The organism is Escherichia sp. 20412-1 (genome assembly GCF_003027595.1).
In the GTDB taxonomy this organism is placed as follows: Bacteria; Pseudomonadota; Gammaproteobacteria; order Enterobacterales; family Enterobacteriaceae; genus Escherichia; species Escherichia marmotae.
The window spans coordinates 147,596-159,538 of the sequence record NZ_PYQM01000001.1; the positions used below are offsets into that span (position 1 = coordinate 147,596).

Annotated in this window: 10 protein-coding genes; 2 read left to right on the forward strand and 8 right to left on the reverse strand. The window is 51.4% G+C overall.

Annotation, left to right across the window (positions count from 1 at the left end; genetic code table 11):
• Positions 1-25: 25 nt before the first annotated feature.
• Entirely contained in the window at positions 26-1,462 is a 1,437-nt protein-coding gene (gene selO / locus C7B16_RS00855; protein ID WP_001516312.1) for a protein adenylyltransferase SelO, read from the forward strand.
• 3 nt (positions 1,463-1,465) lie between these two features.
• On the opposite strand, the gene hemP is transcribed toward selO, so the two are convergent.
• From hemP to ppsR, 3 genes are all read right to left on the reverse strand, one after another.
• Complete coding sequence (hemP, locus tag C7B16_RS00860; RefSeq protein ID WP_001516313.1) at positions 1,466-1,657, reverse strand: hemin uptake protein HemP; 192 nt, start codon at positions 1,655-1,657, stop codon at positions 1,466-1,468.
• A 131-nt stretch (positions 1,658-1,788) separates the two neighbouring features.
• Positions 1,789-2,835 carry a 3-deoxy-7-phosphoheptulonate synthase AroH gene (gene aroH, locus C7B16_RS00865; protein WP_001516314.1) on the reverse strand — a complete coding sequence of 349 codons (1,047 nt, stop codon included), beginning with the start codon at positions 2,833-2,835 and terminating at the stop codon, positions 1,789-1,791.
• Positions 2,836-2,991: 156 nt separating this feature from the next.
• Entirely contained in the window at positions 2,992-3,825 is an 834-nt protein-coding gene (gene ppsR, locus C7B16_RS00870) for a posphoenolpyruvate synthetase regulatory kinase/phosphorylase PpsR (RefSeq protein ID WP_107179259.1), read from the reverse strand.
• A gap of 332 nt (positions 3,826-4,157) precedes the next feature.
• On the opposite strand from ppsR, the gene ppsA reads away from it, so the two are divergent.
• A complete protein-coding gene (gene ppsA / locus C7B16_RS00875; RefSeq protein ID WP_107179260.1) occupies positions 4,158-6,536 on the forward strand; it encodes a phosphoenolpyruvate synthase in 2,379 nt (792 codons plus the stop codon).
• Between the two features lie 56 nt (positions 6,537-6,592).
• Here ppsA and fadK read toward each other — a convergent pair whose 3' ends face one another.
• The 5 genes from fadK to C7B16_RS00900 are packed head-to-tail and all read right to left on the reverse strand — an operon-like array spanning position 6,593 to position 11,652.
• Complete coding sequence (fadK, locus tag C7B16_RS00880; RefSeq protein WP_000869242.1) at positions 6,593-8,239, reverse strand: medium-chain fatty-acid--CoA ligase; 1,647 nt, start codon at positions 8,237-8,239, stop codon at positions 6,593-6,595.
• A gap of 56 nt (positions 8,240-8,295) precedes the next feature.
• Positions 8,296-8,589 carry a ferredoxin family protein gene (locus C7B16_RS00885; RefSeq protein WP_000081086.1) on the reverse strand — a complete coding sequence of 98 codons (294 nt, stop codon included), beginning with the start codon at positions 8,587-8,589 and terminating at the stop codon, positions 8,296-8,298.
• A complete protein-coding gene (locus C7B16_RS00890) occupies positions 8,586-9,875 on the reverse strand; it encodes an FAD-dependent oxidoreductase (protein ID WP_001278500.1) in 1,290 nt (429 codons plus the stop codon). Before C7B16_RS00890 ends, C7B16_RS00885 begins: the two co-directional genes overlap by 4 nt.
• Positions 9,876-9,929: 54 nt before the next feature.
• Positions 9,930-10,868 carry an electron transfer flavoprotein subunit alpha gene (locus C7B16_RS00895; RefSeq protein WP_001072708.1) on the reverse strand — a complete coding sequence of 313 codons (939 nt, stop codon included), beginning with the start codon at positions 10,866-10,868 and terminating at the stop codon, positions 9,930-9,932.
• Positions 10,869-10,887: 19 nt separating this feature from the next.
• Complete coding sequence (locus tag C7B16_RS00900; RefSeq protein WP_000692120.1) at positions 10,888-11,652, reverse strand: electron transfer flavoprotein; 765 nt, start codon at positions 11,650-11,652, stop codon at positions 10,888-10,890.
• Positions 11,653-11,943 lie beyond the last annotated feature (291 nt).

Below are 11,943 nucleotides of genomic sequence, written 5' to 3' on the forward strand. Positions count from 1 at the left end.
TCTACACTATCAGACAGGAGGATCTATGACCCTGTCTTTTATTACTCGCTGGCGTGATGAATTACCTGCAACTTATACATCACTTTCCCCCACGCCTTTAAATAATGCCCGGCTGATCTGGTATAACGCCGAACTGGCTAATACGCTGGGTATTCCATCGTCGCTGTTTGAAAGTGGCGCGGGCGTCTGGGGAGGAGAAACATTACTACCGGGCATGTCACCACTGGCGCAGGTCTACAGTGGTCATCAGTTTGGCGTCTGGGCGGGCCAGTTGGGTGACGGGCGCGGCATTCTACTTGGTGAGCAACAGCTTGCCGATGGCACCACAATGGACTGGCATTTGAAAGGTGCGGGGCTGACGCCTTATTCGCGAATGGGCGATGGACGGGCGGTATTACGCTCTACGATTCGCGAAAGCCTCGCCAGCGAGGCGATGCATTACCTGGGCATTCCAACGACGCGCGCTTTAAGTATTGTCACCAGCGATACGCCGGTTTATCGGGAAACGGTGGAATCGGGCGCGATGCTGATGCGTGTGGCGCGCAGTCACTTACGATTTGGCCACTTCGAGCACTTTTATTATCGCCGCGAGCCGGAAAAAGTTCGCCAGTTGGCTGATTTTGCCATTCGTCATTACTGGCCGCACCTTCAGGATGATGAGAACAAATACCGTCTCTGGTTTACCGATGTTGTTGCACGTACCGCGTCGTTAATTGCTAACTGGCAGACAGTCGGCTTTGCACATGGCGTGATGAACACTGACAATATGTCAATTCTCGGATTGACGCTCGATTACGGACCGTTTGGTTTTCTTGATGATTACGAACCGGGCTTTATCTGTAATCACTCGGATCATCAAGGGCGTTACAGTTTTGATAATCAACCTGCCGTCGCGTTGTGGAATTTACAGCGTCTGGCACAGACATTATCGCCATTTATTTCTGTGGATGCGTTGAATGAGGCACTGGACAGCTATCAGCAGGTTTTGTTGAGCCAATATGGGCAACGGATGCGCCGAAAACTGGGCTTCATGACGGAGCAAAAAGAGGATAACGTTTTGCTGAGTGAATTATTCAGCCTGATGGCGCGAGAGCGCAGCGATTATACCCGCACATTCCGCATGTTGAGTCTGACCGGGCAGCACAGCGCGGCATCACCACTGCGTGATGAATTTATTGATCGTGCGGCGTTTGATAACTGGTTTGCGCGTTATCGGGCGCGTTTGCAGCAAGATGAAGTCACCGACAGCGAACGTCAGCAACTTATGCAGAGCGTCAATCCGGCGCTGGTGTTGCGTAACTGGCTGGCACAACGGGCCATCGAGGCGGCAGAACAAGGCGATATGACGGAGTTACATCGCCTGCATGAGGCGTTGCGAAATCCTTTCAGCGACAGAGATGATGATTATGTCAGCCGTCCACCGGACTGGGGCAAACGGCTGGAAGTCAGTTGTTCAAGTTAAACGCTACTTGGTCAGCAACAGTTTGCCTGCCTGTGTTTTACGTAGCAGATATTCTTGTCCGTCATGATCAATGATGAGCTTGCCATCCGGACCTAGCAGTGTCTGGCTGGCAATCCGCCGAATGGGCTGTGGGGAAGGAGCCTTCTGATTTGCATCCGTTTTAGGCGTGAGTCTGCTGCTATCCGTATAGCTCATAAAAATTAATAATAATTGATATAATAATGATTCTTATTAGCAATATAATATTGCGTCAGGGCAAGTAATAATTCGTTGAGAAGACAACAGGTTGAGCAGAAATGCCCATTCCCGACGGAATGGGCACGCATTCAGAAGCGGGTATCTACCGCAGAGGCGAGTTTTTCGATCAGGTGTTCGGTATCTTCCCAGCCTAAACACGGGTCGGTAATGGATTGGCCATAGGTGAGCGGCTGACCGCCGACAATTTTTTGCGTACCTTCGCGCAGGAAACTTTCCGCCATAATGCCGGCAATCGCCGTAGAGCCATTGCGGATTTGCTGACAAATATCTTCACAGACTTCTAACTGGCGACGATGCTGCTTCTGGCAATTGCCGTGGCTGAAATCCACCACCAGATGTTCTGGTAAATCAAACTCGTGCAATGTATCGCAGGCGGCGGCGATATCATCGGCATGGTAATTCGGTTTTTTGCCGCCACGCATAATAATGTGGCCATACGGGTTGCCGCTGGTCTGGTAAATGGTCATCTGGCCGTTTTTGTCTGGCGAGAGGAACATATGGCTGGCGCGGGCAGCACGGATTGCATCTACGGCAATCCGCGTGTTGCCATCAGTGCCATTTTTAAAACCTACCGGGCAGGAGAGAGCTGAAGCCATTTCACGGTGGATCTGGCTTTCGGTTGTGCGTGCGCCAATCGCCCCCCAGCTAATCAGATCGGCAATAAACTGACCGGTCACCATATCGAGAAACTCAGTGGCAGTGGGCACACCCAGTTCATTCACCTGCAACAGTAACTTGCGCGCCAGTTCGAGGCCGTGATTTACGCGATAGCTGCCGTTTAAATCCGGGTCGGAAATTAATCCTTTCCAGCCGACAACGGTGCGCGGTTTTTCAAAATAAGTGCGCATTACGATTTCCAGCCGTGACTGGTACTGATTACGCAGCGCCTGCAGACGGGTGGCGTACTCCATTGCAGCGGTAAGATCGTGGATCGAACAGGGACCAATAACGACCAACAGTCGCTTGTCTTCACCATTCAATATTTTTTCAATTCTGCGCCGGGAATCAATTACATGGCTGGCAACGCCAGGCGTTACGGGATACCGCAGCGCGAGTTCAGCGGGCGTTACCAGACTCTCGATACGCGCAGTACGGAGTTCGTCAGTTCTGTTCATTACAAGTCTCAGAAATTTGTTGCTTCAACGGCAGGGTTGCCAGGAAGTGATGCGCATCACGATAAACCAATCCCTGCTGATTTCAAGTGCGAGGCAGGCAACACCTCGCGCAATTGACGGCATAGTAACAAAAAAACGAACTTCTATACTAGTTTTCTAGTACATTCTCCGACTAAGTCCCATGATATCAAGGATTTTGGTGGCAATCTCTTCTACCGAATAATTGGTACTGTTGATCCACGGGATCTGATTTTTACGGTACAACGCTTCCACTTCTGCGACTTCCATCCGGCACTGACGCAACGAGGCATAGCGGCTGTTCTCTCTACGTTCTTCGCGAATGGCTGCCAGCCGCTCCGGGTCAATAGTCAGGCCGAACAACTTATGCTGAAGTGGTTTGAGCGACTCAGGCAGGACCAGGTTGTCCATATCATCGGCAATAAAGGGGTAGTTTGCTGCGCGAATGCCAAACTGCATCGCGAGGTAAAGGCTGGTAGGTGTTTTACCACAGCGAGAGACGCCGAGCAGGATCACTTGCGCCTGATCCAGATTGCGCAACGAAATGCCGTCATCATGGGCGAGGGTGTAATCAATCGCCGCAATGCGCGCATCATATTTATTAAGATTATTAGGGTTCAGGCCGTGGGTACGGTGAGCAATTGGTGTCGGGTCCAGCTTCATCTCTTGTTGTAGCGGAGCAACCAGCGCCTGAACAATATCCTGACAAAACCCTTCGCTTTGCAAAATGATGTTGCGAATCTCCGGTAACACAATGGAGTAAAAGACCAGCGGGCGCACGCCCGTCTGCTGGTAAATCGCGTCGATCTGATCTTTCACCGCCCGTGCACGGCTCTCATTTTCGACAAACGGCAGCGTAATGCTGCTGATAGTAACGGGAAATTGCGACATGACTGCGTGACCTAATACCTCCGCAGTAATTGCCGTACCATCAGAAATATAAAAAACGTGGCGATCAACAGCATTATCCATTTTGTTCTTCCCGAGATGCAGACATAATTCTATGAAAGCATAAATTAAAAATGCACAGAAGCGTAGAACGTTATGACTGGTTTATAAAATGAACCTTCAATTTTATTTTTTATGAAAATAGCATTTCATTTTTATGGTTTCGTTTATACCGATGGTTTATGTGGGAATTATCGAAGATAGTGGATTTGCGCAACGCTGGGAGCAGTCTTAAAAAGCAAAAAAATATATTTGCTTGAACGATTCACCGTTTTTTTCATCCGGTTAAATATGCAAAGATAAATGCGCAGAAATGTGTTTCTCAAACCGTTCATTTATCACAAAAGGATTGTTCGATGTCCAACAATGGCTCGTCACCGCTGGTGCTTTGGTATAACCAACTCGGCATGAATGATGTAGACAGGGTTGGGGGCAAAAATGCCTCCCTGGGTGAAATGATTACTAACCTTTCCGGAATGGGTGTTTCCGTTCCGAATGGTTTTGCCACAACCGCCGATGCGTTTAACCAGTTTCTGGATCAAAGCGGCGTAAACCAGCGCATTTATGAACTGCTGGATAAAACGGATATTGACGATGTTACCCAGCTTGCGAAAGCGGGCGCGCAAATCCGCCAGTGGATTATCGACACTCCCTTCCAGCCTGAGCTGGAAAATGCCATCCGCGAAGCCTATGCCCAGCTTTCTGCCAATGACGAAAACGCCTCTTTTGCAGTGCGTTCCTCCGCCACCGCAGAAGACATGCCGGATGCCTCCTTTGCCGGTCAGCAGGAAACTTTCCTTAACGTTCAGGGGTTTGACGCCGTCCTCGTAGCTGTGAAACATGTCTTTGCGTCCCTGTTTAATGATCGCGCTATCTCTTATCGCGTTCACCAGGGGTACGATCACCGTGGCGTGGCGCTCTCCGCCGGTGTTCAGCGGATGGTGCGTTCCGACCTCGCATCCTCTGGCGTGATGTTCTCCATTGATACCGAATCCGGTTTCGACCAGGTGGTGTTTATCACTTCCGCATGGGGCCTCGGTGAAATGGTGGTGCAGGGCGCGGTTAACCCGGATGAATTTTACGTGCATAAACCAACGCTGGCGGCGAATCGTCCGGCTATCGTGCGCCGCACGATGGGGTCGAAAAAAATCCGCATGGTCTACGCGCCGACTCAGGAACATGGCAAACAGGTTAAAATTGAAGATGTGCCACAGGAACAGCGTGACATCTTCTCGCTGACCAACGAAGAAGTGCAGGAACTGGCAAAACAGGCCGTACAAATTGAGAAACACTACGGTCGCCCGATGGACATTGAGTGGGCAAAAGATGGTCACACCGGCAAATTGTTCATTGTGCAGGCGCGTCCAGAAACCGTGCGTTCACGCGGCCAGGTCACGGAACGTTATACCCTGCATTCACAGGGCAAGATTATCGCAGAAGGCCGTGCTATCGGCCATCGCATTGGCGCAGGCCCGGTGAAAGTCATTCATGACATCAGCGAAATGAACCGCATCGAACCAGGTGATGTGCTGGTCACCGACATGACCGACCCGGACTGGGAACCGATCATGAAGAAAGCGTCGGCCATCGTCACTAACCGTGGTGGGCGTACCTGTCACGCGGCGATCATCGCTCGTGAACTGGGTATTCCGGCGGTAGTCGGCTGTGGTGATGCAACCGAACGGATGAAAGACAGTGAGAAGGTTACCGTTTCCTGTGCCGAAGGCGACACCGGTTACGTTTATGCCGAACTGCTGGAATTCAGCGTGAAAAGCTCCAGCGTGGAAACCATGCCGGATCTGCCGCTGAAAGTGATGATGAACGTCGGTAACCCGGATCGTGCGTTTGACTTCGCCTGCCTGCCAAACGAAGGCGTGGGTCTGGCGCGTCTGGAATTTATCATCAACCGCATGATTGGCGTTCACCCGCGCGCACTGCTCGAGTTTGACGACCAGGAACCGCAGTTGCAAAACGAAATCCGCGAGATGATGAAAGGTTTTGATTCTCCGCGTGAATTTTATGTTGGTCGTCTGACCGAAGGGATCGCGACGCTGGGCGCTGCGTTTTATCCGAAGCGCGTCATTGTTCGTCTCTCGGACTTTAAATCTAACGAATACGCCAACCTGGTGGGCGGCGAGCGTTACGAGCCGCATGAAGAGAACCCGATGCTTGGCTTCCGTGGCGCGGGGCGCTACGTTTCCGAAAGTTTCCGCGACTGCTTCGCGCTGGAGTGTGAAGCGGTGAAACGTGTGCGCAACGACATGGGGTTAACCAACGTTGAGATCATGATCCCGTTCGTGCGTACCGTTGAGCAGGCGAAAGCGGTGGTTGAAGAACTGGCGCGTCAGGGGCTGAAACGTGGTGAGAACGGGCTGAAGATCATCATGATGTGTGAAATTCCGTCCAACGCCTTGCTCGCTGAACAGTTCCTCGAATATTTCGATGGTTTTTCTATCGGCTCAAACGATATGACACAGTTGGCGCTCGGTCTGGATCGTGACTCCGGCGTAGTTTCTGAACTGTTCGATGAGCGCAATGACGCCGTGAAAGCACTGTTATCAATGGCGATCCGTGCCGCGAAGAAACAGGGCAAATATGTCGGGATTTGCGGTCAGGGTCCGTCTGACCACGAGGACTTTGCTGCATGGTTGATGGAGGAAGGGATCGATAGCTTGTCCCTGAACCCGGATACCGTGGTGCAAACATGGTTAAGTCTGGCTGAACTGAAAAAGTAAAATAAATACCCGGCGGCGTTCAGTCGCCGGGTTTACGTGATCCCTGAAGATGAAACTTATTCAATCACTTCGCAGACATCCTGAGTTAATCGCCGCATAATATCTTTGCGTAACAAAAACTTTTGTATTTTACCTGATGCAGTCCGCGGTAATTTTTCGATCACCACGATATGTTCAGGATATTTATATTTCGCGACCCGTTTACGGCTAAAAAATGCCACTACATCTTCCAGCGATAATGAATGATGCGGTGCTTTCAGCACGACATAGGCGCATGAACGTTCACCTAAGCGTTCATCGGGCATTGCAACCACACAAGCATCGTGAATTTTAGGATGCTGCAATAGAATATCTTCCACTTCACGGCTGCTAATATTTTCGCCGCCGCGGACAATAATATCTTTCTTGCGTCCGGTTATTTTTATATAGCCAGCCTCATCCATGCGGCAGAGATCGCCACTGTAATACCAGCCCTCTTCATCCAGCGCGCAAGCGGTTAATTCAGGTTCATCAAAATAACCCATAAACACATTAGGGCCACGCGAGGCCTCTTCACCTTCGCAACCTGGCGGTAAGGTTTTGCGTGCATCATCGACCACTTTGATCTCCACCCCAGCGGCAGCGTAACCATCGGTGTGCATAAAGCGCGACAAAGGATCGTCGAGATTCACCACTGCATGTGGCGAGCTTTCTGTGGAACCATAAACGCTTAATAATTTAATGCCGCGCTGCTGGCATTCACGCGCCACTTTTTTGGGGATCGTGGTGCCGCCGCAAAGAAAGAAACGCAGCGCAGAAAGGTCGGCAGGCTGTTTCTCAAGTAGATTCAATAGGTCATAAACAAACGGCGTTGCTCCGAGCATACAGGTGCAACGTTGTTGCTCAAGCAGCGAGAGACAGGCTTCCGGGGTAAAAATATCTAACAACACGCTGCGGGCGCCAATCAAAAACGGCGCTGTTACGCCATGCAGAAACCCCGTCGCGTGACCGAGTGGTGCAGGCATCATAAAGACATCCAGCCAGGTCAGGTTAAGCCGTGCACAATAAGCCCGTTCGCTGGCGAGAATATTATTATGCGTTAGCATCACGCCCTTTGGCATGCCCTCAGTTCCGGAGGTAAATAGCACCGCCGCTAATTCATCGCCGTGGACCGATGTTGCGGCGACCAGCGGGGGATTGTCGGCAATAATCTGACTTAACGAGAGAGACGAGGTGGCGGGAGCCAGCTTATCCACGCCGACGATCTGTTGTAGTTGTGGAAGCTGATTTTGCAGTGGCAGGATTAAATCTACCGGACGCGTTTGTTTAAACAATGTCGGTGCAAAAAACATTTTTGCCTGACACTTATTGAGCACCCACACCAGTTCAGCTTCTCGCCAGGAAGGCAACAACGGCACGGAAACCGCACCGGTTTTCAGGCAGGCAAGATAGATAACAGTAAATTCACACCAGCCAGGCAATTGAAAAGCGATACGATCGCCCGATTCAATACCGTTAGCCAGTAACCAGCTTGCCAGACAGTTCGCGGCGTGATCGAGTGCGCTATAGGTGTACGATTCGCCATGATTATCGACAACGGCTATTTTGTCTGGCATCGCGCATGCAGTCTGCCGCCAGTAGTCGACCAGCGAAGCGTCTCCCCACAATCCTTGTTGTCGATAGGCTGCACGACGCTGCGCGTTAAACGTTAATGTCACTTTCATTTTGGACTCTCGAAACAGAACGTCAGGCCCGAGGTGCGGGCCTGTGGGAAGCGTAATTAGCCGTAACGGAAATCAATACCGAAGGTGCCTGCGGGGTATTGCCATTGTTCGAGAATAGTGTTGCCACACAGCACCCGACAGGTGCCGCACTCCAGACAACCGGCGGAATCAAAATGAATGTTTCCCGCGTCATCCTGCTTATACAGTCCGGCAGGGCAGGCTTTCATTAATTTTTGAAATTCATTGATGTCGGGATTTGCTGCCAGAATGATATGTGGGTGGCCCTCATCAACATGGAATTTGTTGACGCCTAATTTGACGTCAACGTTGACCGTAGCGTTCTGGCTCATAGCGCGGTTGCTCCCTTAATGCCATCTTTCAGCAGATTAATCAGCCCGATTTTCTTCGCATGTCCGAGAATCATTTTTCGTACCGGCTGGTTTGGTTTACCGTCAATAGTGAACATGTCGTTCATGATATCGGCGACCATGCGCGGATACTGACTAAACAGGCGCGGGTTTTCCATCAGCGCCGGGATCTTGCGAAAATGCTGCATATCACGCATGACACAGCTTTGTTCCAGTTCGCGTTTGTATTGCGCCAGGCTAGTGACAGAAAAATCCGCGCGTTCTTTGGCGGCAATCACCGTTGTGGCTGCCGCCTGGGCCGATGCGATGGCTAAATCCATTCCGCGAACCGTAAAGCCCAGATTGAGGCAGAAGCCTGCTGCGTCACCGACGATCATCACACCATCGTTGACCAGTTGCGGTACCATTGCCAGACCGCCTTCCGGCACCATATGCGCGGAATATTCAAGCAGTTTGCCACCGCTAATCAGTGGGCGAATGGCGGGGTGCTGTTTAAAATCCTCCAGCATTTGCGGCACGCTTTTTTGCGCATGGGCGATATCACCCAATCCACAAACCAGACCCAACGATACGGAATCGTGATTGGTGTAGATGAATCCGCCGCCCATTAGGCCGTCAGAAGGGGAACCGGCAAACAGCCAGGCGACACCTTCATCGTCAGTGACGTTAAAGCGATCGTTGATTTGCTCCGGCGTGATGCCAATGACTTCTTTAACGCCAACAGCGTAATGATGCGGATCGGAGGCGGGAACCATTCCCAGCGAACGGCCAAGCATCGAATTAACACCATCAGCCAGAATCACCACATTGGCTTCAAGAATATCATCCCCGGCCTGGACGCCAGTGACCTTGTTACCTTCACGAACCAGCGCATCGACGCGAACGCCCGGGATAAACTGCGCGCCCGCCTGTTCGGCTTGTTCCATCAACCACGGGTCGAGACGATTGCGCAATACGGTATAAGAAGCGTGTTGCGGAACATCTGGCTGCTCGCGGTGAAAATCGAGGGTAACGGCGCTCTCTTCGGTTAAGAAGGAGATTTTCTCGCGTGTGACTTTGCGTTCTACCGGCGCTGATGCAGCAAAGCCTGGAATGATCGCTTCAAGCGTGTGGGCATAAAGACGCCCGCCGGTCATATTTTTACATCCGGCACTGTCGCCGCGTTCGATCACCAGGACATCCAGTCCGGCTCGCGCCATGACCAATGCGGCAACGCTACCGGCAACGCCCGCACCGACCACAATGGCATCAAATTTGTCATCCGACATGCGTTATGCTCCCTTCCCGCTGCGTTTACAGCGGGAGATGTGGTTGAAAGGGAATTAGCGACTCAACTGGCTAATCAGGGCAGGGACGACTTTGTAGATATCGCCCACCAGACCGTAGTCGGCATAGTTGAAGATTGGCGCGTTTTTATCTTTATTGATGGCGACAATCACTTTTGCGCCATTGCCGCCAACCATATGTTGGATCTGCCCGGAGATCCCCAGCGTCAGGTAGAGGTCGGATTTCAGCAACACGCCGGAGACACCGATATAACGTTCACGCTCCATCCAGTTCTCGCCTTCGGCAATCGGGCGTGAACAGCCGACTTCGGCATTGAGTGTCGCTGCCAGTTCGTGGACCATTTTCAGGTCATCCTGCGCCGCCAGACCACGACCGACGCCGACCACGCGTTTTGCTTTGCTCAGGTCCACGCTGCTTGCCGCTTTCGCACGGCGTTCGCGACTAAGAATTTCATGACGCGGAGCAACGTAAGGCACAGTTTCAATCGGACACTGATGCGAGGCGTCACTGGTGCAAGGTTCCTGAACACCGGGCGCAAGGGTAATGATCGCCAGCGGGCTATTGATCTTTTCCTGGGCGAACGCTAGCCCGCCATACATACGGTGCTCGGCGTAAACGTGACCATCGACCACATCAACCGCAGTGGCATCGTTCACCAGCGCCGCATTCAGTTGCACACTTAACCGTGCAGCCAGCGCTTTACCGCGTTTTGTCGCGGCCAGCAGTAGCATAGAGGTGTGTTTATCTTTCAGCAGGGCAGCAACGCTTTCAGCGTAATTTTCAGTGCGTTGCAGTGCATCGTTTTGCTCAAGAACATAAATACATTTTGGACCATAAGGCATAACAGCCTGTGCCTGGTCGGTATTTTGTACAATGGCATAAACCTGTTGGCCCCATTGCTGCGCGCCGCCAAACAGTTCAGCATAACGTTCAGGATTATCGCTAAAGACCCAGACGTTGTTTAATTGATTCATCGTTTCTTCTCCGTTGGCTTTAGTTCAGGGCTTTCTTCAGATGTTCCACCAGCTCGGCAATGGCTTCCGGCGAATCGTTATCGAGAATGATGTGTTTGCGTTCTGTTTGCGGCGGTACGCGAACGCCGATCAGTTCAGCAAGCGGCGTGGCCTGGCTCCAGCCGATATCACTCGCCTGCCACTGATGTACCGTTTTTTTGCCCGCGCCGAGAATGGCTTTCATTGAAGGAATACGTGGCACGTTAATATCGGACGTGACACACAGCACTGCTGGCAGTGAAAGCTCAACGACTTCAACTTCCTCTTCCAGAGCGCGTTCGATAATCAGGCTGTCGCCCTGACGTTGAATGGCGCTGACAGCGTTAATTACCGGAAGCTGCAGAATTTCCCCTACCAGTAAACCAACCTGTTGGGCATAGAGATCGCCAGAACCTTCACCGAAGATCAGTAAATCGAAGCCGATCTTTTCTGCCGCCGCGGCCAGTGCCTTAGCCGTATCAAGGGGGAGAGCATGCTCAAGCTGGGCATCCTGCACCATATACAGACAGTGCGGTCCGCGGGATAACACGTCTTTACGCACTTTTGAGTTCTGCAACAATGAGCCGCCAACGGTCAGCGCGGCTATCTCATCATCATCCATTGCAAGCTGGCTTGCGGCTTCAATGGCATTGAGATCGAACTGGCTAATTTTGGCGTCGGCATTGTCGAAATTGAGGGTGTACTCGGGAGTGACAACAATGTCCTGTTCTTCAGGCACCAGCTTAAAGCAGGTTATTATTTTCATGATTTCTCCTGTGGGTCGCATACGGAACCATCTCCGATGGAAGGTAAAAATTGCCTGAAAATAGTGTGCGATAGCAGGAAGGGGTTTTCGACGGAGCAATCTGTTTTCCTTGCAAACAATCTTGCAAAAAAAATGAGATCGTTAAAACAAAAGCACAATAAGCGGCAATATTATGCCGTCGTGGACGTACTATCTTGCATTCAGTGTAAATAATCTTGTTTAGCTCTCGCTAAACGCAGTTGTATAAGTGCAGTACACACCGTATTTTATCCTGCATATATTGCTTTTGCT

Bases quoted from the DNA above. Each gene is read 5' to 3' on its own strand.
- selO (WP_001516312.1), top strand. From the start codon at position 26: ATGACCCTGTCTTTTATTACTCGCTGGCGTGATGAATTACCTGCAACT.
- hemP (WP_001516313.1), bottom strand. From the start codon at position 1,657: ATGAGCTATACGGATAGCAGCAGACTCACGCCTAAAACGGATGCAAAT.
- aroH (WP_001516314.1), bottom strand. From the start codon at position 2,835: ATGAACAGAACTGACGAACTCCGTACTGCGCGTATCGAGAGTCTGGTA.
- ppsR (WP_107179259.1), bottom strand. From the start codon at position 3,825: ATGGATAATGCTGTTGATCGCCACGTTTTTTATATTTCTGATGGTACG.
- ppsA (WP_107179260.1), top strand. From the start codon at position 4,158: ATGTCCAACAATGGCTCGTCACCGCTGGTGCTTTGGTATAACCAACTC.
- fadK (WP_000869242.1), bottom strand. From the start codon at position 8,239: ATGAAAGTGACATTAACGTTTAACGCGCAGCGTCGTGCAGCCTATCGA.
- C7B16_RS00885 (WP_000081086.1), bottom strand. From the start codon at position 8,589: ATGAGCCAGAACGCTACGGTCAACGTTGACGTCAAATTAGGCGTCAAC.
- C7B16_RS00890 (WP_001278500.1), bottom strand. From the start codon at position 9,875: ATGTCGGATGACAAATTTGATGCCATTGTGGTCGGTGCGGGCGTTGCC.
- C7B16_RS00895 (WP_001072708.1), bottom strand. From the start codon at position 10,868: ATGAATCAATTAAACAACGTCTGGGTCTTTAGCGATAATCCTGAACGT.
- C7B16_RS00900 (WP_000692120.1), bottom strand. From the start codon at position 11,652: ATGAAAATAATAACCTGCTTTAAGCTGGTGCCTGAAGAACAGGACATT.